We start from the raw sequence: 22172 nt of genomic DNA on the forward strand, positions 1-22172 counted from the left end.
TGAATCTGGGGATCCGGGGGGTTGTCGGCCGCGCGGCCGGTGACCGCATCGCGCACATGGTCGACGACGGCGGCGCCCATGCCGATCGTCTTCTGTGTCAACGAGTCCGACGGTGTGTTCGGGTGTGGCCGGGTCACCGCCACCTTCTTCGCGGTCTCCAGCTTTCCCCCGAGCTCCTCGAGTTCCTGCCGGTCTACCGCAGCAGAAAAGCGCGGCCACACCACGTTCTGCTCGAACATGATGTGTTCGCGGCCCGCCTCGACGAACTCCTTGAGGGCCTCGTGGTAGTCCGGCTCGCCCGGGTCACTGTCCTGAAGTCGCTGTAGCAACTTCTTGCCGGCGTCTTCCTGCGCGATTGCCTGGCCGGCCAGCTCGTCGCCGCCTTCGACAGCGCGCCGCACGGCCGGCCAGAAGAACTGCTCCTCGACCGCCTCGTGTTGCGACTCCGCGATGATCAGGTTGTTCACCATCGTCTCGAGTCCACTCGCCTGGGCGCCGTCACCTTGCGGTGCCCCGTCCAGTACCTCCAGCATGCCCAGGACGCTCTTGTGATCCTGGCGGAGAAACGTCAATGCATCCATATCGTGGCCTTTCGTGTGTAGCAATCACTGCTAGTACCCGCGGAACTCGCTGCGAAAACGACGCAATGATGAAACATCAAGCGCCGCAGTGTATGTGGTTTTCAGCAGTGGCCCCGGAGACGCCAAACGCCTCCGTCGGCGGTGGCCGCTGACGGAGGCGTTCGACGAAAGCGCTACACCGTGGGTCGGCGAGTTGCGGCGCCCGTCTGGATGGTGGCGTCGTTGTGCTTGCGCCGTGCCAGCCCGGCGAGTCCGGCCAGGCCGAGCAGGCCGGTCAGGCCCCACAGGCCGGTGTTGTCTTCCTTCTGCTGGTTGTTGTCGGTGTCGGCCAGCGTGGTGGTCGTCGAAGACGGAACCGGAGCCTGGTCGACGGTGGCATTTGCGATACCTGCACCGCCGAAGGTCAGTGCCGTAGCGGCGCAGCAGGCAGCAATCGTGTAACGCATGTCATTCTCCTTTTCGGTCGCGAACGACCGGAATCGGGTTCGAACCAGTTGGATCTAGTTCATCGGACGACGGCGAGGAGCGTACGACTCCCGCCGTGATGCATTGATACCCCGGCGATATCGGCCGAAACCTGGCCGGGCCGAAATCGACCAAAGACGAAGAAATGTGTCGTGCAGCGAAAAGTCATGGTTCGGAAATCATTTCGGTAACGCGCTGTCCGGCGTCTCCGCCCGCTGTTTCAGCCCGTCCGCTCTGGGTACTTGGTATCCCATGGTGTCACTGTGGTTAGCTGACCGCGGCCAAAAGCCCTGGGACGGAAAGACCTCCGGGAACGTCGGCGGATCCGCCGACGTGGTGGTGGTCGGAGCGGGCATCACCGGCTTGATAACAGCCGTGCTGCTGGCGCGGGCCGGCAAGGACGTACTGGTCCTGGAAGCCCGTGCCGTCGGCGCGGGAGCCAGCGGGAACACCACCGCAAAGCTGAGCCTGCTGCAGAGTACCCACCTGAGCAAAATCATTGCGCGGCATGGCCGAAGCACGGCGAGAGCCTATGTCGAAGGCAACCGCGAAGGCATGGAATGGGTGTTGCACCACTGCGACACCCACGGAATAGACGTCCAGCGGGAAGACGCGTACACCTACGCGCAGTCGGCCCGGGGCGTGCCGTCGGCGCGCGCGGAGTGGCTGGCGTGCAGTGCCGTCGGTCTGCCGGTCAGCTGGGACGACCGGGCCGACGTGCCGTTCTCGTTTCACGGCGGCGTGCGGCTACCGGACCAGGCGCAATTCGACCCCGTCCCGTTCCTGGACAGCCTGGTCGTCGAGCTGCTGGACCGCGGCGGGCGCCTTGCCGAGGGTGCGCGGGTGCGCAAGGTGTCGGGCAGCGGGGATGGACTGCGGCTGCACGTCGACACCGGCGGGGGAGAGCAAACCGCCGACGGCACCGAGGCGGACGCCGAGGTGTCCGCCCGGCAACTGGTCCTGGCGACCGGCATCCCGATACTCGATCGCGGCGGCTTCTTCGCCAGGCTGAAACCGAGTCGGTCCTACTGCATGGCCTACCGGGTGCCGGGCGAGATCACCCGGGCGATGATGATCTCCACCGACTCGCCGACCCGCTCGGTCCGCTATGCCCCCACTGGGAACGGGGAGGAAGTGCTGATCGTCGGCGGAGCCGGACACCCGGTGGGGCGCAAGAAGAGTCCGTCGAAAGCGCTTGCCGAGCTCGACGAGTGGACCCGGAACCACTTTCCGGGGGCGGTGAAGACTCATTACTGGTCGGCGCAGGACTACACCCCGATCGATCAGTTGCCCTACGTCGGCCCGATCCTGCCGAGCAACGAAAAGATTTTTGTGGCAACCGGATTCAACAAATGGGGAATGACCAACGGACCGGCGGCCGCGCTCGCGCTGTCCAGTCGCATCCTGGGCGGCCGGATGGACTGGGCGGGTGCGTTCGCCAGTTGGAGTCCGCACGAATTGTCCGGTTTGACGACTGCTTTGAGCGCCAACCTCGAGGTGGGGTTCAACCTGGCCAGAGGGTGGGTCACGCCATCAACGCGCATCGGGCGGCCCGAACCCAGGAGCGACGAGGGTGGCGTGGTCAGTGGACCGCCGTGGAACCTGCGGGCGCGCTGCGTCGTCGAAGGTGTCGAGCACGAAGTGTCGCCGGTGTGCACCCATCTCGGTGGGATCGTGAATTGGAACGATGCGGACAAAGCATGGGAATGCCCGTTGCACGGATCGCGGTTCGCGCCGGACGGCAGCCTCCTCGAGGGGCCGGCCACGACGGATCTGACCCGCACCAAATGAATTATGCGGCTGGACACTTGGATCGCCACGTCCGCCGGTGGGCAGGCTTGTCGGTGTCGGGAGCGGCTACTCAACCACGCCTGAGCTCCAAGGAGAGAAACGGCTAGTGGGATTTCCAGAGCAACAACAACCCGTACCGGGCGTTCAGGCAGAGATGGAACCCGTTCCCGATTGCGGGGAGAACAGCTACGCCGGATCCGGCAAGCTGACCGGGAAGAGTGCGGTGATCACCGGCGGCGACAGCGGGATCGGTCGCGCCGTCGCGATTGCATTCGCCCGGGAGGGCGCGGATGTGCTGCTGGCATATCTGAACGAGGACGGCGACGCCCGGGACACCGCGCGCTACGTCGAGGATGCCGGACGCAAGTGCGTACTGGTGCCGGGAGACCTCTCCGACCCGAAACATTGCCGCGCGGTGGTCGATCGAGCCGTTGCGGAGTTGGGCCGCATCGACGTGCTGGTGAACAATGCCGCCTTCCAGATGACCCATGAGAGCCTCGAGGAGATCTCCGACGAGGAGTGGGACCACACGTTCCGGCTGAACGTCGGGGCATACTTCTACCTCACCAAAGCCGCCCTGCCGCACATGACGGCCGGGTCTTCGATCATCGGCAGTTCCTCGGTGAACTCCGACTCCCCGAATCCCACTCTGGCCCCGTACGCGGCGACCAAGGCGGCCGTCGCGAACCTCTCCGCCAGCCTGGCTCAGATGTTGGGGCCCAAGGGTATTCGCGTCAACAGTGTGGCGCCTGGCCCGATCTGGACACCCCTGATCCCCGCGACCATGCCCCCCGAGAAGGTCAAGTCGTTCGGGGACAACGTTCCGCTGGGCCGCGCCGGGCAGCCGGCCGAGCTGGCGCCGGTCTATGTGCTGCTCGCCTCCGACGACGCCAGCTACGTCTCCGGTGCGCGGGTAGCCGTGACCGGCGGCCGGCCGATCCTGTAACGGCTTATGCCGTTGCAGCCCAACGGCGTTCGATCGACTTGACCAACGCGGTGAGCGTGGCGTTCACCGGGGCTTCGACACCCACCCGCGCGCCCTGCCGCGGCACGGCGCCGTTGATGACGTCGATCTCGCTGATCCGGTGCGCCTCGTGATCCAGCAGCGCCGAAGGCTTCGCATCCGGCATGGCGGCGCCGAACGCGCGGACGTGCGAAACGGGATCGGTCACCTCGATGGCGATGTCGGACGCCCAGGCCACCCGCCACGCCTCCGTCGCCGCCGCGCGGCTGACCGGGCCCATCTCGGGGTCGTCCAGCACCTGGCCGACCGTCATCCCGGTGAGCGCACACGGTGCACTGTAGGCGACGTTGCAGATCAGCTTCTCCCACTGCATCGCGGCGATGTCGGTGACCGCCGCGGCGTCGAAGCCGGCTTCGGCCCAGACCCGTGCGATCGACTCGACCGCCGGATGCGGCAGCTCCCAATGGGCGCCGAACCGCAGGGCGCGCATCGCATTGTGGTGGACATGTCCGGGCGCCACCCGGGCGGCACCGAACCCGCTGGCGATCCCGACCGCGAGGCGCCGGGCACCGACGATGCCGGCCACGGTCTCCGCCGAGCCCAGCCCGTTCTGGATGGTCAAGACCACGGTGTCCTCGCCCAGCATCGGAAGGGCCTGCTGCGCAGCCGTTGTCACGTCAGCGGCCTTGACGGCCAGCACGATCAGATCCATCGTCTCTGCCACGGCGGCGGTGCTGGCCCGCAGCCGCACCGTCTGGTCATAATCCGGCCCGGTGACCCGTAGCCCGTGCTCGGCGATCTGATCGATGCCGGGCCGGTACCGGTCCACCACCAGCACGTCGTTGCCCGCGGCGGCCAGTTTGGCGGCATAGATCGAACCCATTGCACCACAACCGATTACGGCGATCTTCATCTTTGCGCTCCTAAGCCGTCAGCCCGCTGATCGCTTCGGCCAGGCCGTTCTTGCACTCCAGCCCGAAACCCGGTGCCGGTGTCGGCGTGATCATGCCGTCGCGCAATGTGCAACGGTCGGGATAGCCGCCGAAGGGCTGGAAGACGCCGGGATAGGACTCGCAACCGCCCAGACCGAGCCCGGCCGCGATGTGCAGGTTGATCAGGTGACCGCCGTGCGGGAAGGCGAAGCGGCGGTCGAAGCCGTGTGACTCCAGCACCTCGAGCATCCGTACGTACTCACCCAGCCCGTAGCTCAGACCCGCATCCATCTGGAAGATGTCGCGGCCCGGCCGCATGCCGCCGTAGCGGACCAGGTTGACCACATCGGGCAGCGAGAAGAGGTTCTCACCGGTGGCTACCGGGCCGTCGTAGCAATCCGTCACCGCACGGTTCAGCTCGAAATCCAGCGGATCGCCCGGTTCTTCGTACCAGCGCAGCCGGTACCCGGCCAGAGCCGCGGCCCAGTCCGTTGCGGCGGACCGGTCGAACCTGCCGTTCGCGTCAACCGCTACCCGGCTGCCGTCGCCGACGACGTCGATGACGGCCTCGACGCGGGCCAGATCCTCGCTTTTCGGCACACCGCCGATCTTCATCTTCACCGCGTCATAACCGAGGTCCAGATAGGACCGCATCTCCGCGCGCAGCGCGGCGAGGTTCTGGTCGGGGTAGTAGTAACCCCCGGCCGCATACACCGGTACGGAGCCCAGAGCATCGCGCCCGTACCGACGCGCGATGCTCGCGCAGGCGGGTTCGTCGTCGAGTTTGGCGTTCAAGTCCCAGCACGCCAGCTCCAGGGCGGCGGCCGCGGCGGCCCGGTCGCCATGTCCGCCCGGCTTCTCGTCGCGCAGGGCGCAGGCCACGAGCGCTGCCGGGTCAAGCCGTCCCGAATCGTCGAGCAGCGCGTCCGGGGGAGCCGCGAGCACCCGCGGAATCATCCGGTCTCGCAGGATCCCGCTCTGGGCGAACCGGCCGATCGAATCGAAGGCCACGCCCACCACGCGTTTGCCGTCGTGGCGGCCGATCAGCGCCAGCAGTGAGACGGTGTGGCCCGCGAAATTGACCAACGCGTTCGCGGGGCTGCCCCGAAGGCCGACGGCCCGCTCCCGAATCTCCGTGAGATGCGTCACTCGCTCTTGGTGAGCAGCACGGCTTCTTCGAACGGCAGCCTGGCGAACACCCGCCGGGCGCTGGTCACGTGCCCGGCCGCCTCGGCCTTGCTGACGACTCGCGGGTCGGTCACGCCGACCGTCTTGCCGTGTCGGCGCAGCCGGCCACCGCCCGCGGCCTTGATGTTCTTGAGCCAGTCGCGATTTGGGCCGTAGGTAAGCAAGATGGCATAACCGGGCTTGCCGCCGATGTCGGCGTTGAACACCACCAGGGGGGTGCGGTAGGCGGCGCCGGAACGCCGGCCGACGTGTTCGAGAATGCCGTGCAGCGGGATCCGGCCGGCCCACATCCGCTGGATGGGGTTGGTGACATACCGGTTGAACCGGGCGAGGCCTTGGGGGAATTGCATGAATAACTCTTACACCCTGTAGTTGAACCGGTCGGCGCGGCTGGGACACTGGTCGGCATGGGGTCCGAGCAGCTCACCGACCAGGCAACCGCGCAGGTGCGCGCCTCGGCGCAGCTGTTCTCCGACGCCTGCGCGGTGATACCCGGCGGGGTGAACTCACCGGTGCGGGCGTTCACCGCGGTGGGCGGCACTCCGCGGTTCATCACCGAGGCCCGCGGCTGCCGGCTGACCGACGCAGACGGCAACAGCTACGTCGATCTGGTCTGCTCCTGGGGACCGATGATCCTCGGCCACGCCCACCCGGCCGTCGTCGATGCCGTCACCAGGGCAGCGGCCCACGGCCTGTCGTTCGGCGCCCCGACGCCCACCGAGACCGAACTGGCCACCGAGATCATCGGGCGGGTCGCCCCCGTCGAGCGGATCCGGCTGGTGAACTCCGGCACCGAGGCCACCATGAGCGCGATCCGGCTGGCGCGCGGCTTCACCGGCCGGCCCAAGATCGTCAAGTTCTCCGGCTGTTACCACGGCCACGCGGATGCGTTGCTGGCCGACGCGGGCTCCGGGGTGGCCACGCTGGGGCTGCCGTCCTCGCCCGGTGTCACCGGCGCCGCCGCGGCCGACACGATTGTGTTGCCCTACAACGACATCGACGCCGTCCGGGAGACCTTCGCACGGTTCGGCGAGCAGATCGCCGCGGTGATCACCGAGGCCAGCCCCGGCAACATGGGCGTGGTCCCCCCGACACCGGGTTACAACGCGGCATTGCGTGCGATCACCGCCGAACACGGTGCGCTGCTGATCTCCGACGAGGTGATGACCGGCTTCCGGGTGAGCCGAAGTGGTTGGTACGGAATCGATCCCGTCGAGGCGGACCTATTCACTTTCGGCAAGGTGATGAGTGGCGGCCTGCCCGCCGCGGCGTTCGGCGGCCGCGTCGAGGTGATGGAGCGACTGGCGCCACTCGGGCCGGTGTATCAGGCCGGCACACTGTCGGGTAATCCGGTGGCGATGGCGGCCGGGCTGGCGACGCTGCGGGCGGCCGACGACGCGGTGTATGCCGCACTGGACGCCAACGCCGGCCGGCTGGCCGCGCTGCTGGCTGATGCACTGACGAATGCCGGTGTGCCACACCAGATTCCGAGGGCCGGCAACATGCTCAGCGTGTTCTTCGGCGAAGCTCCGGTGACCGACTTCGCCTCCGCGCGGGCCAGCCAGACCTGGCGTTATCCGGCGTTTTTTCATGCCCTGCTCGACGCGGGCGTCTACCCGCCGTGCAGTGCCTTCGAGGCGTGGTTCGTCTCGGCGGCGCTCGACGACAGCGCCTTCGAGCGGATCGCGGACGCGCTGCCGGCCGCGGCCGCGGCCGCGGCGCGGGAGGAACGATCCTGATGGCCGAACAGACCCGGGTCCACGTGGTGCGCCACGGCGAGGTGCACAACCCGGCCGGCGTCCTCTACGGCCGGCTGCCCGGTTTCCGCCTGTCCGAGAACGGGGCCGCACAGGCCGCCGCCGTCGCCGACTTCCTGGCGCACCGCGACATCGTCGCGGTGATCGCCTCGCCGCTGCAGCGCGCCCAGGAAACCGCCGCTCCCATCGCCGCGCGGCACAACCTGCCGGTGGACACCGACCACGACCTGATCGAGTCGGCCAACTTCTTCGAGGGCCGCAAGGTGGGTCCGGGCGACGGCGCCTGGCGCGACCCGCGATTCTGGTGGCAGCTGCGGAACCCGTTCATCCCGTCCTGGGGCGAGCCGTACAGCCAGATCGCCGCCCGGATGGCGGCCGCCGCCGACAAGGCGCGCGCCCGCGCCGCCGGCCACGAGGTGGTGTGCGTCAGCCACCAGTTGCCGGTGTGGACGCTGCGCATGTATGTGACGGGCCGGCGGCTCTGGCACGACCCCCGGCGCCGGGAATGCGGATTGGCGTCGGTGACCTCGCTGGTCTACGACGGCGACCGACTGGTCGGCGTGGAGTACGCAGAACCGGCGGCCGGATGACCGTGCGCTTCTTTCTGATCGCCACGGCCATGCTGGCGGGGCTGCTCACGGGCTGCTCCGGGCGGGACGCCGTGGCGCAGGGGGGCACCTTCGAGTTCGTCTCGCCGGGCGGGAAGACCGATATCTTCTACGACCCGCCGGCCGGCCGCGGCCGTCCCGGCCCACTCTCCGGGCCCAGCCTGGTCGACCCAACACGGACCATCTCGTTGAACGACTTTGCGGGTCAGGTCGTCGTCGTCAATGTGTGGGGCCAGTGGTGCGGCCCGTGCCGCGCCGAGATCGGGCAATTGCAGCGGGTCTACGACGCGACCCGCGATGCCGGCGTCTCGTTCCTCGGCATCGACGTCCGCGACAACAGCCGCGAGGCGGCCCAGGACTTCGTCAACGATCGGCACGTGACGTTCCCGTCGATCTACGACCCGCCGATGCGCACCTTGATCGCGTTCGGCGGCAAGTACCCGACCACCGTCATTCCTTCCACGCTGGTGCTCGACCGTCAGCACCGGGTGGCCGCGGTGTTCCTGCGCGAACTGCTCGCCGAGGACCTGAAGCCGGTGGTCGAGCGAGTCGCCGCCGAGTCGCCGGCCAAAGCGACGTCGGGACCGCAGTGACCGGGTTCGCCCACATCGCTGCCGCCGGGCCACTGTTGGTGGCGCTCGGCGCGTGCCTGCTGGCGGGCCTGGTGTCGTTCGCGTCGCCGTGCGTGGTGCCGCTGGTGCCCGGCTACCTGTCCTATCTGGCTGCGGTGGTCGGCGTGGACGAACCGGACGGTCGCGGCACCGTCAAGGCGCCGCCGGCGGCGCGCTGGCGGGTCGCCGGATCGGCGGCGCTGTTCGTTGCCGGGTTCACCACGGTGTTCGTGCTGGGCACGGTCGTCGTACTGGGCATGACGACCACGTTGATCACCAATCAGCTGCTGCTGCAGCGAGTGGGCGGCGTGCTGACCATCGTCATGGGTCTGGTGTTCGTGGGGCTCATCCCGGCACTGCAGCGTCAGGCCCGGTTCAGCCCGCGGCAGTGGACCACGGTCGCCGGGGCTCCGTTGCTCGGTGCGGTTTTCGCGCTCGGCTGGACGCCGTGCCTGGGGCCGACGCTGACCGGGGTGATCACCGTGGCCTCCGCGACCGACGGCGCCAACGTCGCCCGTGGCATCGCGCTGGTGATTGCGTACTGCCTCGGCCTGGGCATCCCGTTCGTGCTGCTGGCCTTCGGCTCGGCCAGGGCGGTGGCCGGGCTGGGCTGGTTGCGCCGCCACACCCGCGCGATTCAGGTGCTTGGCGGCATCCTGTTGATCGCGGTGGGCGCGGCGCTGGTCACCGGAGCGTGGAACGACTTCGTGTCCTGGCTGCGCGACGCCTTCGTCTCCGATATCAGGCTGCCGATCTAATGGCGCGAGCAGTCACAAAATCGCACAAAACCGGAGGTTTTGGTGCGATTTTGCGACTGCTCGCGGGGGGAGCGGTCGCGGGGAAAGTGCGCAACACCTGGCGGTCGCTGACGTCGATGGGCACCGCGCTGGTGCTGCTGTTCCTGTTGGCGCTCGCCGCGATTCCCGGAGCGCTGTTGCCGCAGCGCAGCCTGAACGCCGCCAAGGTCGACGAGTACCTGCGCGTGCACCCGATGATCGGGCCGTGGCTCAACGAGTTGCAGGCCTTCGACGTGTTCTCCAGCTTCTGGTTCACCGCCATCTACGTCCTGCTGTTCGTATCGCTGGTCGGCTGCCTGACGCCGCGCATCTTCGAGCACGCCCGCAGCCTGCGGGCCACCCCGGTGGCCGCGCCGCGCAATCTGTCCCGCCTGCCCAAGCACGCCGAGGCCCGGGCGGCCGGCGATCCCGAAGCCCTCGCCGCGACGGTCACCGACCGGCTGCGCGGCTGGCGCACCACCACGCGGCACCACGGGGCAACCGTCGAAGTCTCCGCCGAGAAGGGCTACCTGCGCGAATTCGGCAACCTCGTCTTCCACTTCTCGTTGCTGGGCCTGCTGGTCGCCGTCGCCGTCGGCAAGCTGTTCGGCTACGAGGGCAACGTCATCGTCATCGCCGACGGCGGTCCGGGCTTCTGTTCGGCGTCCCCGGCGGCATTTGACTCATTCCGCGCCGGCAACACCGTCGACGGCACCTCGCTGCACCCGGTCTGCCTGCGGGTCAACAACTTTCAGGCGAACTACCTGCCGTCCGGGCAGGCCACCTCGTTCGCCGCCGATATCGCCTACCAGGCCGGTGACGACCTGACGTCCAACACCTGGCGGCCCTACCGGCTCGAGGTCAACCACCCGCTGCGCATCGGCGGCAACCGGGTGTACCTGCAGGGCCACGGCTACGCCCCCACCTTCACGGTGACGTTCCCCAACGGCAAGACCCGCACCTCGACCATGCAATGGCGGCCCGACAATCCGCAGACCCTGCTGTCCTCCGGGGTGGCGCGCATCGATCCGCCGGCCGGCAGTTATCGCAGCGCCGAGGAACGCCGGCAACACCAGATCGCCATCCAGGGCCTGCTGGCGCCTACCGAGCAGCTCGACGGCACCTTGTTGTCGTCGCGGTTTCCCGCGCTCAACGACCCGGCGGTGGCCATCGACATCTACCGGGGCGACACCGGCCTGGACACCGGGCGGCCGCAGTCGTTGTTCAACCTGGATCCGCGGCTGATCGAGCAGGGCCGGCTGGTCAAGGAGAAGCGGGTCAATCTGCGGGTCGGCGAGCAGGTGCGGATCGACCAGGGTCCCGCGGCCGGCACGACAGTCCGCTTCGACGGCGCGGTGCCGTTCGTCAACCTGCAGGTCTCTTACGATCCCGGCCAGGTCTGGGTGCTGGTCTTCGCCATCACGATGATGGCCGGGCTGCTGGTCTCGCTGCTGGTGCGGCGGCGCCGGGTGTGGGTTCGCCTTACGCCGGTCACCGGCACTCCAGATACGGTTGACGTCGAATTGGGCGGTCTGGCACGCACCGACAACTCCGGATGGGGCGACGAGTTCGAACGGCTGACCGAGCGGTTGGTGGCCGGGTTCGGCGCCCCCGACGCCGAGCGAGCCGAAACGAAAGTGGACGTGACATGAACACCCAGCACATCAACATCGGCCTGGCCCGGTACTCGGACTGGGCGTTCACCTCGGCGGTGGTGGCACTGGTGGTGGCGCTGCTGCTGCTGGCCTACGAACTGGCCTACGCCCGGACGCGGAACCTGGAACCGGTGCCGGCCGGCACTGTCGACACCGACAGCGCCGCCCCGGGCATCGTCGCCGACACAGCGCAGCGACCGCTGGACGAACGCGTCGGCCGCGCCGGCCTGGCTGTCCTCTACCTCGGTATCGGCCTGCTGTTCGCCTGCATCGTGCTGCGGGGCCTGGCCACCATGCGGGTGCCGTGGGGCAACATGTACGAGTTCATCAACTTGACCTGCATGTCGGGGCTGATCGCCGGCGCGGTCGTGCTGCGCCGTCCGCAGTACCGCCCGCTGTGGGTCTTCCTACTGCTCCCGGTGCTGATCCTGCTGACCGTGTCCGGCCGGTGGCTGTACGCCAGCGCCGCACCGGTGATGCCGGCCCTGCAGTCCTACTGGCTGCCGATTCACGTGTCGGTGGTCAGCCTCGGCTCGGGGGTGTTCCTGGTCGCCGGCATCGCCAGCATGCTGTTCCTGATGCGCACCTCGCGGCTGGGTGACTCCGGCGCCGAAGGCACTCTGCCGCGGCTGGTGCAGCGCTTCCCGGATGCCCGGACGCTGGATCGGATCGCCTACCGGACCACGATCTTCGCCTTCCCGGTGTTCGGGTTCGGCGTCATCTTCGGGGCGATCTGGGCCGAGGAGGCGTGGGGCCGCTACTGGGGCTGGGATCCCAAGGAAACGGTGTCTTTCATCGCATGGGTGGTCTACGCCGCCTACCTGCATGCCAGGTCAACCGCCGGTTGGCGGGACCGCAAGGCCGCCTGGATCAACGTCGTCGGCTTCGTCGCCATGGTCTTCAACCTGTTCTTCGTTAACCTGGTGACGGTCGGCCTGCACTCCTATGCCGGGGTGGGCTGACCGACTGCAACCGTCCGGGCAACGGGCCGGGCGGGGCCAACAAAGGGGGACTGGGAGTGTCAGAGCATCCAACGCCGGGCGCGGGGACGCAGCGGGTTTACCCGGGCCACGGCGAAGGTAGTGGCGGTCCCAATGTCAGTCCGGACAAACCGACCGCAGAGTCGCAGCTACCCGCGGACCCGATCGGCGAGGCGCCTACCCGGGCATTCGCCGGATTCCGCACCGAGCGGCGCACCCCTGCCCCCGACCCCGCGAGCGTGGCGCCGCCACCGTCCGTGGAAGGCGAACGCCCCCAGTGGGATCCCGGTCCGACGACGGGACCGGTGACCGGGGTCCCGCGCGTCGACCCGACGGCCTACGGCGCCTACTACCCCGGCCCGCCCGAGCACCCCGCCCAGGACCGGCCCCAGTTCCGCCCGGAGCCGCTACCGCACGCGCCGTATCCGGAGCTGTCCACCACGATGCTGCTGCGGCCGGTCAAGCCGCCGCCGTCGGAGGGCTGGCGCCGCGCCCTCTACGTGCTGTCCGGCCAGTTGATCAACCTGGGGGAGAGCCCCCGCGCAACCCGGCACAACAACCTGGTCGCCCAGATCAACCGCCCGCTGCGCGGCTGCTACCGCATCGCGGTGCTGTCGTTGAAGGGCGGTGTCGGCAAGACCACGATCACCGCGTCGCTCGGATCCACCTTCGCCTCCGTCCGGGGCGACCGGGTGGTCGCGGTGGACGCCAACCCGGACCGCGGCACGCTGAGCCAGAAGGTTCCGCTCGAGACACCGGCGACGGTGCGCCACCTGCTGCGGGACGCGGACAGCATCGACCGCTACAGCGACATCCGCAGCTACACCTCGCAGAACGCGGAGGGGCTGGAAATCCTGGCCTCGGAAAGCGATCCAGCGGTCTCGGAGGCCTTCAGCGGTGACGACTACACCCGCGCCGTGGAGATCCTGGAGCGCTTCTACGGCCTGGTGTTCACCGACTGCGGAACCGGGCTGCTGCACTCGGCGATGCCGGCCATCCTGGCCAAGTCCGATGTGCTCATTGTGGTGGCCTCCGGATCGATCGACGGCGCCCGCAGCGCCTCGGCGACGCTGGACTGGCTGGAGGCACATGGCTACGAGGAGCTGGTGCGCAACTCGATCGCGGTGATCAACGGTTTGCGGTCCCGCTCGGGCAAGGTCGACATGCAGAAGGTGATCGACCACTTCGAGCGGCGGTGCCGTGCGGTGCGGGTGGTGCCGTTCGACGCCCACCTGGAGGAAGGCGCCGAAATCAACCTGGACCGATTGAAGCGGGACACCCGCGAGGCCATCGCCGAGTTGGCAGCGGCGGTCGCCGACGGGTTCCCGGGCGATCCGCGGCGCGCCAATCCGAACTTCGTCTAGCGCGGCTTGTTGTCACCCAACCGGCGCAGGAATTCTGGATCATCGTCGGGTCCGATCACCCGGGTCTTGGGCGGGCGGGTCTGCGACCGCGCCGCGCGCCAGCCAAGATAGATCAACGTCCCCAGTACCAGGACGACGAGCAGGTAGAGCACTCGACACCTCCTTCGGGCAAATATACCCGCGTCGTAGGCTCAGACCGTGTCAGAAGCGCGTAGCGACAAGACGGATGACGGTTTGGGTGCCGGCCGGGGCGTCCTGGCGGTGCTGCTCTACGTGATGGCCCGGCTGCTGTTGTTCGTGGTGGTCACCGCCGCGATCTACGGGCTGGCGCACCTGCTGGGTGTGACCGACTTCCCGCTGGTGGTGGCTGCCCTGGGTGGTCTGATCATCGCCATGCCGTTGGGCATCTGGGTGTTCACCCCGCTGCGCCGGCGGGCAACCGCCACGCTCGCGGTGGCCGGTGAGCGCCGCCGCCGCGAACGTGAGCAGTTGCGGGCCCGCCTGCGCGGCGAGCCCGTCGCCACGGATCCGGACGAGCAGTGATGCTCAGCCGTCGCTGTGCAGCGGCATCCGCACGACCTGAGCGGCATAGGTGAGACCCGCGCCGTACCCGATGAGCAGAGCCAGATCACCCGGTTTGGCCGCCCCGCTGTCCATGAGTTCGGCGATCGCCAGCGGTATGGAAGCCGCAGAGGTGTTCCCGGCATGCTCGATGTCGTTGGCCACGACGGTGTCCGGCCGCAACTGCAGGTTCTTGACCAGCAGGTCGTTGATCCGGGTGTTGGCCTGGTGCGGGACGAAGACGTCGATCTGATCGGGTCCGACCCCGGCTGCCTCCAGTGCCCGGCGCCCGACGTCGCCCATCTTGAATGCCGCCCAGCGGAAAACCGCAGGCCCCTCCAACCTCACGAACGGCCTTGGGCCACTGGGGTTCTGGGCGAACGTGATCCAGTCGATGTCCTGGCGAATGGCACTGGACTGTTCGCCGTCGCTGCCCGCGATGGTGGGTCCGATGCCCTGGAACGGTGTCTCGCCCACCACCACCGCGGCGGCGCCGTCGGCGAAGATGAAGCAGTTGCCGCGGTCGTACATGTCGATCGTCGGGGACAACTTCTCGGTGCCGACCACCAGCATCTTGCGCGCCCCCCCGCTCCGGATCAGGTTGGTGGCCGTGCTCAATGCGTACCCGAACCCGGCGCACCCCGCCGAGATGTCGAAACCGAGGACGTCTTGGGCGCCGAGCGCGGCAGCGACCATCGGGGCGGCCGGCGGAGTCTGCAGAAAGTGGGTGTTGGTGGTGACGATGACGCCGTCGATGTCACCCGCGGCCAACTCGGCGTTGGCCAGTGCGCGACGACAGGCCTCGGCCGCCATCGACGCAGCGGACTCCTCGTCGGCGGCGAACCGGCGCGTTTTGATTCCGGTGCGTGAGTAGATCCATTCGTCGGACGAGTCGATGTTCTCGCATATCTCGTCGTTGGTGACGACTCGCTCGGGGCGGTATGCACCGACACTGAGCAGTCCGATGTTCGTGGGGCCAGTGGCTGTGGCGATCTCCATCATTGCCGCGTCCTTCCCGCCGCCGCCGCATTCTCGATGCCGCCGGGGGCGTGATCGACTCTAGGCGTGCCCGCATCGCGCGTGCACCGGGGTCGAGGACGAGGTGGTGGAATCGGGTCGGATCCGGCCCGATTCAGCGCAACTTGGACAGGCAGAGCACGATGGGCGGCCGGTAGGCCTGGGGCCTGACAGTGGCTTTACCGCGCGAGAGCCAGCGCGGCGGCCACCGCGACCGCCCACACCACCATGGCCAGCCCGGTGTCGCGCAGTACCGGGATCAGCTCCGGTCCGCGCCTGCCGGATCGGACCGGACGGTCGGCGCGCACGGCCAGCGGCGCGGCCAGCAGACCTGCCGCGCACCACGGGGTGGCCAGCATCAGCACCGGCGTCAGCAGCCCGGGGATGGCCAGCAGCGTGTGGTAGAGCACGCGGGTGCGGCCATCGCCGAGGCGGACGGCAAGGGTGATCTTCCCGGAAATCGCGTCGGTGGGTATGTCCCGCAGGTTGTTGGCCACCAGTACCGATGAGGACAGCGCGCCGATGCCGACAGCCAGCACCATGCCCACCCAGTCGATCCGCAGGGCCTGCGTGTACTCGGTGCCCAGGACCGCAACCAGCCCGAAGAACACGAACACCGCGACCTCGCCCAGCCCCGAGTAGCCGTACGGCCGCGATCCGCCGGTGTAGAGCCAGGCACCCAGCACCGATACGGCGCCGACCGCGATCAGCCACGGCGCGCTGACCAACGCCAGCGCCAGGCCGGCCACACAGCCGGCGGCAAGGCTCACCAGCGCCGCGGTCAGCACCGCGCGCGGGGATGCCAGCCGCGAACCCACCAACCTCATCGGGCCGGCCCGCTCGTCATCGGTGCCGCGGATGCCGTCGGAGTAGTCGTTGGCGTAGTTGACCCCGACCACGAACGAGACGGCCACCGCCAACGCCAGCAGCGCCTTCCACCACACCGCGCCGTGCAGCCAGGCCGCGGCCCCGGTGCCGGCGATGACGGGGGCTACCGCGTTCGGCAGCGTGCGCGGACGCGCCCCGGTGATCCACTGGGCAAAACTGGCCACCACCGCATCCTGCCCTATGCATAACATTGGCCGGGTGCTCGCAGTGATCGGCGGTACCGGCTTCTATACGTTTTTCGATTCAGGCACCCACACGGTTCGCCCGACCACCCCGTGGGGCGAGCCCAGCGCGCCGATCACGATCGGCACCGTCGGCGAGCATGAGGTCGCTTTTCTGCCCCGGCACGGCGCCAAGCACGAATACTCGGCACATACGGTGCCGTACCGCGCCAACATGTGGGCGCTGCGCGCCCTGGGCGTCCGGCGGGTGATCGCCCCCTGCGCGGTCGGCAGCCTGAATCCCGCGATCGAGCGCGGCGCCGTGGTGGTACCCGACCAGCTCGTCGATCGCACCAGCGGCCGGGCGGACACCTACTTCGAATCCGGCGGGGTGCACACCAGCTTCGCCGACCCGTATTGTCCGACGCTGCGCACCGCCCTCACCGCCCTGCCCGACGTGGTCGACGGCGGCACCATGGTGGTGATCCAGGGTCCCCGGTTCTCCACCCGCGCGGAAAGTCAGTGGTTCGCCGCGGCCGGGTTCACCCTGGTCAACATGACCGGTTATCCGGAGGCGGTCCTCGCTCGCGAACTCGAATTATGTTATGCCGCAATAGCTTTGATCACAGATGTGGACGCAGGTGTGGCTGTCGGTGACGGCGTGAAGGGTGTCGATGTGTTCGCCGAGTTCGGGCAGAACATCGAGATGTTCAAGCAACTGGTACGAACGGGGATCGGTCGTGTCGAGGGTGAGCGCACCTGCTCGCACTGCCTGCGGCACGCCGGGGTCCCATTGCCTTTCGAGCTGCCATGAAGGTGCTGCTGACCGGCGCGGCCGGTTTCATCGGTTCCCGGGTGGATGCGGCGCTGCGCGCTGCCGGCCATGAGGTGGTGGGCGTCGACATCCTGCTGCCCGCCGCGCACGGCGCGGATGCCGTGCTGCCGCCGGGTTGTCACCGCGTCGACGTGCGCGACGCCGACGCGCTCGCTGCGCTGTTGGCCGGTGTCGATCTGGTGTGCCACCAGGCCGCGATGGTGGGTGCCGGGGTGAATGCCGCCGACGCACCGGAGTACGGCTGGCACAACGATTACGGCACGACGGTGCTGCTGGCGCAGATGTTCGCCGCCGGGGTGTCGCGACTGGTGCTCGCGTCGTCGATGGTGGTGTACGGGCAGGGGCGCTACCGGTGCGGCGAGCACGGGTCGGTCGACCCGCAGCCGCGGCGGCGCAGCGATCTCGACGCCGGAGTCTTCGAGCATCGCTGTCCCCATTGCGGCGAACCGGTCGGCTGGCAGTTGGTGGACGAGGACGCTGCGCTGCGCCCCCGCAGCCTGTACGCGGCCAGCAAGACCGCGCAGGAGCACTATGCCTTGGCCTGGTCGGAGGCCACCGGCGGTTCGGTGGTCGCGTTGCGCTATCACAACGTGTACGGGCCCGGCATGCCCCGCGACACCCCCTACTCGGGAGTGGCGGCCATCTTCCGCTCGTCACTGGAGAAAGGGGAACCGCCGCGGGTCTTCGAGGACGGTGGTCAGATGCGTGACTTCGTGCACGTGGACGACATCGCCGCCGCCAACCTCGCCGCGATCACCGCGGACCCGGGCGGGTTCACCCCGGCCAACGTCTGCTCGGGGCGTCCCATTGCCATCCGCGAGGTGGCCGCCGCGTTGTGCGAAGCGCGGGGCGGCGGGCTGTCCCCGGTGATCACCGGGCAATACCGCAGTGGGGACGTGCGCCACATCGTCGCCGATCCCGCCCGTGCGGCCGACGTGCTGGGCTTCCGGGCCTCGGTCGAGCCGCTGGCGGGACTGCGCGAGTTCGCTTTCGCCCCGCTGCGGTAGCGGCGCCCGGGCAGCCTACGAAGGCTTGCCGGGCGGCCGGAAGATCTTCGGACGCACCGGTCCGGTGGTTTCTGCGGACCGGAAGATCCGCGGCGCGGGGCCCGGCGCGGACAGCACCGTCGTGGGTGCGTCGTGCTGGGTTGGTTGGGCGCCAAACTGCGTCGTCCTGGCCTCTGACGGCGGCGCGGGAGCGCCGGGCCGGGTGGGCACGGGCACCGGGGGCCGCATCCCGGCGGTCGGGCGCGACACCGGCCGTCGCCGCCGTAACCGCCGCCGCGGCTTACGGATCTGCCCGGCGGCGATGACGGCCGCGAGGATGAACATGGCCAGACCGCACAGCGTCACATCGAAGGTGCTGCTGATCTGCTGGGCGAGATCGTTCCCGTAGACGGGGTTGTAGGCCGGCTTCTGCTCGAAGCGGGGGGCCAGCACGACGCCCAGGATCACCCGGGAAATCGTCAAGGCGCACACCAAGCCGCTCAACCAGGTGATCAACCGTGAGCGCAGCGCCCCGGACGCCAGCTTGACGCGAATCCACAGCGCCAGTGCCGCGGTCGTGCCACCGAAGGCCGCCAGCGTCAGGGAGTTGTACGGGAAGGAGGGGTAGTTGAGCATCACCGCGACCAGGAGATCGGTGATCCGCATCAGCGCCGAGCCCACGCACCAGACGGCGATCAGCGTCAGCCCTTTGCGGATCGCGTTGCGCCACACCTCGCGGTCTTTGCGCACCTCCGGCGCACTGAACAGCGTCAGCGGCAGGAACAGGGCCGCGGCCGCGGCCCAGGCCAGATACCCCTCGTAGCCCACCCCCGCCGTCGAGGTGTTCTGCTCGATGCCGTGAAACGCATCGATCTCACGGCCGGCGGGAAGTAGCCACACCAGCATCCCCGCCAGCAGTGCGGAGACACCGAGCGCGAAGATGGCGAACCGGGAGGCCGGGGTATTGCGCAGTATCCAGCGCGAGGCCACCAGCACCGCCACCAGCGCCACCGCACCGTAGACCACCGCGGTCAGGATGACGGTGGTGTTGCGGGTCCCGAAAGACTCTGAGCCGCCGGTGTTCTGCAGCGCGTAGCGCACCCGCCAGCACAGGTTGAACCCGGCGCTCAGGGACGCCCCGAACATGGAGGCGTAGCCGATGAGCCGGGCGGCGCGCAGCCACCTGTGGTAGCTGTCTTCGTCGGTGTCGGGACGGGTCAGCGGCGGTTGCGCGGCCAACACCGCGCCCGCGGCACCCAGCCATGCGCCCGGCCCGACGCCGCCGGGTACGTGCACGGTGCCACCCGAGCGGATCGACTCGAACACGTCGTATCCGACGAAACCCGCAATCAGCAGAAAGTAGGGAGTGTTCAGGATGAGGCGAAGCCGTGCGCCGGAGTCCGGACCGGCTCGCCGCGTTGCCACCAGCGAAACCACCGACAGCAGCGTCACCAGTGTGAGCAACGCCCACCACACCACGCTGCTGCCCGGGATGCAGAGACCGAAGAACAGGTTCCACGGGAACAGCAGGGCCAGCACCAGCAGACAGCAGGCGGCGAAGTCGCGGACGAAGTTGCGCCGCCGCGTGAGGCGCGCGCGAGCGTCGGAACCCGGGCCGCCCGTGCCGGGCGGGCCGGGAGGGGCCTGTCGCGCGCCTACGATGGGGCCGGTCGGCGTGTCGTCGGTGTTCAGGCTCACGATGCCCCCCAGGGATCGAGGTCGGGTACTGCCGGGGCAGGTTCGGTGGCGTCGCACGGGAACCCCCTGCCGGGCCCATTGCGTTGTTCCCTTGCGAACATATTCTCCATTCGGATGTACGGCAGCGGCTGTGAGCAGGTTATGAACGTGGGCGGGATCCTGGGTGAGCATCCCGGTGGGGTGGAAATCCGATTACGCTGCGGTCTAGGGGGTGCCTGAACGCCCGAATGACGAATACTTCCGTCAGTACGAAGTGTAATGATGCCGGGACATTGCTGGTTGTGGGGTGGCCGGCCGAAGGGGAGCCGTAGATGGATGTCGTGTTGGGGGTGGCCGTCACCGGCCAGGTCGCACGCCTGGCTCTGGTTGAGGCGGCCGGGCGCGGTAACCAGGTAATCGACCAGTCCACGGTCGACCTGTCGGACAACCCGGTCGCGGACCTGACCGAGACGGTCGTCGGCACAGATCGGCTGCTGGGTGACGAAGGCCACCGGCTGGTCGCGACTCGCTTGGTCTGGTCCGACCCGTATCGGGCTGACCAGCTGCGCCAAGCACTGGATTACGCGCGCGTGCGCAACGTCGAGGTGGTTTCGGAGTCGCAGGCTGCCGGCGCGCTGCTGGCGCCGGGACGGGGTGCCGCCGCGGCGGTGCTGCTCGTCGGCAGCGAAACGGCGAGCCTGGCCGTGTCCGGGGACCCGGATGCACCTCCGACCATCATGGCTTCCACACCGGTGGAGAGCGATCCCGGTGCCACTTTCGACACGCTGATGTCCCAGATTCCCGGGCAGGCCGGCAGCCCGAACGATGTGCTGGTGGTGGGCACGTCGCCTGAACAGACCGCGATGTTCGCCGACCATCTGCAGTCCGCGTCGACCATGAGCGTGCAGATTCCGCCCGATGCCGATTTCGCGCTGGCACACGGGGCGGCCGCCGACGCGACGATGGCGGCCCCGGCGATACCCGCCGATGGGGCGGGGTTCGGGGCGCCCGGTGGTGCTCCCACCTCGTCCCCCGACGGGTCGGCGTTCCCGGGCGGCGGACCGGGCGGTCCGACCTCCTCGCCCGACGCGTCCGGGCTGGGAGCGACGATGGCGCACCAGGGCCTGGCCCAACACCTCCATGGTCAGCAGGGATTCGCCGGCGGCGCGACGGTGGCCGCCCCGGCGGTCTCACCGGACGCGACGATGGCCGCTCCGACGGTCTCCCCCGACGCGACCATGGCTGCGCAGATCCCGGGTGATGCGACCGCCTACATGTCCTCTCCCGACGCTGGGCAGCCCGGCACGGGCGACGAGCAGCTGGCGTATTCGCAGGCCAGCGAGTACGACATTCTTCCGGTCGACACGGACGGCTTCGGCGAGTACGGCGACGAGTACGACGAGTACGACGACGGCTTCGACGAGGACGATCCAGAGGCGGCCGCCGGGCAGCCGCACAATCTGCGGCGGCTGCTGATCAGCAACGCGGTGATGGGGTTTGCCGTCCTCGGCTTCGCGTCGCTTGCCGTCGCGGTTGCGGTCACCGTCCGGCCGACCGCGTCCACACTGCCCGTCGAGGGACATCAGAACGCCCAGCCGGGCAAGTTCATGCCGCTGCTACCCACCGAACAACAGGCACCGGTTCCCCCGCCACCGCCCGACCTGCCCACCATGGGATTCCAGGGCGGCAGCATTCCCGCTGTCCAGAATGTTCCGCGCCCGGCCCCCGCGGCGCCCGTACCTGCGCCCGCGCCGGTGGCTCCGGTTCCCGTTCCGGCGCCCGTGCCGGTACCGGTTTTCATTCCGCCCTACCCGGGTTGGCAGCCCGGCATGCCGACCTGGCCGATTGTGACGCCGCCGACGACGGCGCCCACGCCGACGTACACGACGCCGCCGACCACGCCGCCGACCACGCCGCCGACGACGCCCGCTACCACGCCGCCCACCACGCCGCCGACGACGCCGCCGACGACGACGCCTCCGACGACGCCGCCTACCACGCCGCCGACGACTCCGCCGACCACTCAGGCGCCGAAGACGACCACGGTTGCGCCCACCACGGCGGCCCCGACGACGGTTGCGCCCACCACCGTCGCACCGCAACCGACTACCGTCGCGCCACAGCCCACCCAGGCCCCGACCCAGCAGACGCAGGCGCCGCAGACCCAGGCCCCGCAAACGCAGGCGCCGCAAACGCAGGCGCCGCAGACCCAGGCGCCGCAGACGCAGGCGCCCCAGACGCAGGCGCCCCAGCCCAGGGCGCCGCAGACGCAGGCGCCGCAGGTCCCGAAGGTGCCCACCCTGGCGCCCCGGGCGCCGTCGGGCGGCAGCGGCAGCGGGGGCGTGAACTGATCGCTCCCCACTAGGGTGGGAAGC

General features: G+C 69.1%; 22 protein-coding genes. 13 read left to right on the top strand and 9 right to left on the bottom strand.

Annotated features, from left to right (window positions below):
- Positions 1-581: hemerythrin domain-containing protein (locus AC5Y7D_RS17855; RefSeq protein ID WP_499926298.1), on the bottom strand; the 581-nt coding region annotated here is incomplete at its 3' end.
- 173 nt (positions 582-754) lie between these two features.
- A complete protein-coding gene (locus tag AC5Y7D_RS17860) occupies positions 755-1027 on the bottom strand; it encodes a WGxxGxxG family protein (protein WP_499926300.1) in 273 nt (90 codons plus the stop codon).
- Between the two features lie 271 nt (positions 1028-1298).
- Here AC5Y7D_RS17860 and AC5Y7D_RS17865 point away from each other — a divergent pair, with 271 nt between their 5' ends.
- Entirely contained in the window at positions 1299-2837 is a 1539-nt protein-coding gene (locus AC5Y7D_RS17865; protein ID WP_499926302.1) for an FAD-dependent oxidoreductase, read from the top strand.
- A gap of 106 nt (positions 2838-2943) precedes the next feature.
- Complete coding sequence (locus AC5Y7D_RS17870; RefSeq protein WP_499926303.1) at positions 2944-3783, top strand: glucose 1-dehydrogenase; 840 nt, start codon at positions 2944-2946, stop codon at positions 3781-3783.
- Positions 3784-3787: 4 nt separating this feature from the next.
- Here the strand turns inward: AC5Y7D_RS17870 and AC5Y7D_RS17875 are convergent, their stop codons facing one another.
- Genes AC5Y7D_RS17875 through AC5Y7D_RS17885 form a run of 3 tightly spaced genes read right to left on the bottom strand, consistent with a single transcriptional unit; the run spans position 3788 to position 6271 of the window.
- The gene (locus AC5Y7D_RS17875; RefSeq protein WP_499926305.1) at positions 3788-4714 is read right to left on the bottom strand and encodes a ketopantoate reductase family protein; all 927 of its coding nucleotides are present in this window, start codon (positions 4712-4714) and stop codon (positions 3788-3790) included.
- A 10-nt stretch (positions 4715-4724) separates the two neighbouring features.
- Positions 4725-5882, bottom strand: coding sequence for an enolase C-terminal domain-like protein (locus tag AC5Y7D_RS17880; RefSeq protein ID WP_499926306.1), 1158 nt, complete (start codon positions 5880-5882; stop codon positions 4725-4727).
- Positions 5879-6271: a nitroreductase family deazaflavin-dependent oxidoreductase gene (locus AC5Y7D_RS17885; RefSeq protein WP_499926308.1), complete on the bottom strand. Its 393-nt coding sequence runs from the start codon at positions 6269-6271 to the stop codon at positions 5879-5881. Before AC5Y7D_RS17885 ends, AC5Y7D_RS17880 begins: the two co-directional genes overlap by 4 nt.
- 57 nt (positions 6272-6328) lie before the next feature.
- Between AC5Y7D_RS17885 and hemL the strand changes: the two genes are divergently transcribed.
- The 7 genes from hemL to AC5Y7D_RS17920 all read left to right on the top strand — a co-directional run bounded on the left by hemL (position 6329) and on the right by AC5Y7D_RS17920 (position 13672).
- Positions 6329-7660, top strand: coding sequence for a glutamate-1-semialdehyde 2,1-aminomutase (hemL, locus tag AC5Y7D_RS17890; protein ID WP_499926309.1), 1332 nt, complete (start codon positions 6329-6331; stop codon positions 7658-7660).
- Positions 7660-8268, top strand: a complete 609-nt coding sequence (locus tag AC5Y7D_RS17895; RefSeq protein ID WP_499926311.1) for a histidine phosphatase family protein — start codon at positions 7660-7662, stop codon at positions 8266-8268. The genes hemL and AC5Y7D_RS17895 overlap by 1 nt, the downstream gene beginning before the upstream one ends.
- Positions 8265-8879, top strand: a complete 615-nt coding sequence (locus AC5Y7D_RS17900; RefSeq protein ID WP_499926313.1) for a TlpA disulfide reductase family protein — start codon at positions 8265-8267, stop codon at positions 8877-8879. The genes AC5Y7D_RS17895 and AC5Y7D_RS17900 overlap by 4 nt, the downstream gene beginning before the upstream one ends.
- Positions 8876-9655: a cytochrome c biogenesis CcdA family protein gene (locus AC5Y7D_RS17905; RefSeq protein ID WP_499926315.1), complete on the top strand. Its 780-nt coding sequence runs from the start codon at positions 8876-8878 to the stop codon at positions 9653-9655. The genes AC5Y7D_RS17900 and AC5Y7D_RS17905 overlap by 4 nt, the downstream gene beginning before the upstream one ends.
- Before the next feature lie 116 nt (positions 9656-9771).
- Positions 9772-11325, top strand: coding sequence for a cytochrome c biogenesis protein ResB (locus AC5Y7D_RS17910; protein ID WP_499926524.1), 1554 nt, complete (start codon positions 9772-9774; stop codon positions 11323-11325).
- The gene (ccsB, locus tag AC5Y7D_RS17915; protein WP_499926316.1) at positions 11322-12290 is read left to right on the top strand and encodes a c-type cytochrome biogenesis protein CcsB; all 969 of its coding nucleotides are present in this window, start codon (positions 11322-11324) and stop codon (positions 12288-12290) included. Before AC5Y7D_RS17910 ends, ccsB begins: the two co-directional genes overlap by 4 nt.
- Positions 12291-12472: 182 nt before the next feature.
- Positions 12473-13672 carry a MinD/ParA family ATP-binding protein gene (locus tag AC5Y7D_RS17920; RefSeq protein WP_499926526.1) on the top strand — a complete coding sequence of 400 codons (1200 nt, stop codon included), beginning with the start codon at positions 12473-12475 and terminating at the stop codon, positions 13670-13672.
- On the opposite strand, the gene AC5Y7D_RS17925 is transcribed toward AC5Y7D_RS17920, so the two are convergent.
- Entirely contained in the window at positions 13669-13824 is a 156-nt protein-coding gene (locus AC5Y7D_RS17925; protein WP_499926318.1) for a hypothetical protein, read from the bottom strand. The genes AC5Y7D_RS17920 and AC5Y7D_RS17925 overlap by 4 nt on opposite strands.
- A 46-nt stretch (positions 13825-13870) precedes the next feature.
- Between AC5Y7D_RS17925 and AC5Y7D_RS17930 the strand changes: the two genes are divergently transcribed.
- On the top strand, positions 13871-14215 hold the full coding sequence (locus tag AC5Y7D_RS17930) for a DUF4229 domain-containing protein (RefSeq protein WP_499926320.1): 345 nt from the start codon (positions 13871-13873) through the stop codon (positions 14213-14215).
- Positions 14216-14218: 3 nt separating this feature from the next.
- On the opposite strand, the gene fabH is transcribed toward AC5Y7D_RS17930, so the two are convergent.
- Together fabH and AC5Y7D_RS17940 are read right to left on the bottom strand one after the other, a co-directional pair.
- Positions 14219-15235 carry a beta-ketoacyl-ACP synthase III gene (gene fabH / locus AC5Y7D_RS17935; RefSeq protein ID WP_499926322.1) on the bottom strand — a complete coding sequence of 339 codons (1017 nt, stop codon included), beginning with the start codon at positions 15233-15235 and terminating at the stop codon, positions 14219-14221.
- A 194-nt stretch (positions 15236-15429) separates the two neighbouring features.
- Entirely contained in the window at positions 15430-16302 is an 873-nt protein-coding gene (locus tag AC5Y7D_RS17940) for a 1,4-dihydroxy-2-naphthoate polyprenyltransferase (protein ID WP_499926324.1), read from the bottom strand.
- Between the two features lie 16 nt (positions 16303-16318).
- On the opposite strand from AC5Y7D_RS17940, the gene AC5Y7D_RS17945 reads away from it, so the two are divergent.
- Complete coding sequence (locus tag AC5Y7D_RS17945) at positions 16319-17113, top strand: S-methyl-5'-thioadenosine phosphorylase (RefSeq protein ID WP_499926326.1); 795 nt, start codon at positions 16319-16321, stop codon at positions 17111-17113.
- Entirely contained in the window at positions 17110-18141 is a 1032-nt protein-coding gene (locus AC5Y7D_RS17950) for an NAD-dependent epimerase/dehydratase family protein (RefSeq protein ID WP_499926327.1), read from the top strand. The genes AC5Y7D_RS17945 and AC5Y7D_RS17950 overlap by 4 nt, the downstream gene beginning before the upstream one ends.
- Before the next feature lie 15 nt (positions 18142-18156).
- On the opposite strand, the gene AC5Y7D_RS17955 is transcribed toward AC5Y7D_RS17950, so the two are convergent.
- The gene (locus AC5Y7D_RS17955) at positions 18157-19818 is read right to left on the bottom strand and encodes a DUF7937 domain-containing protein (protein WP_499926329.1); all 1662 of its coding nucleotides are present in this window, start codon (positions 19816-19818) and stop codon (positions 18157-18159) included.
- A gap of 311 nt (positions 19819-20129) precedes the next feature.
- Here AC5Y7D_RS17955 and AC5Y7D_RS17960 point away from each other — a divergent pair, with 311 nt between their 5' ends.
- Positions 20130-22148: a DUF7159 family protein gene (locus AC5Y7D_RS17960; protein WP_499926331.1), complete on the top strand. Its 2019-nt coding sequence runs from the start codon at positions 20130-20132 to the stop codon at positions 22146-22148.
- Positions 22149-22172 lie beyond the last annotated feature (24 nt).

It is taken from the genome of Mycobacterium sp. NGS49, from assembly GCF_059812565.1.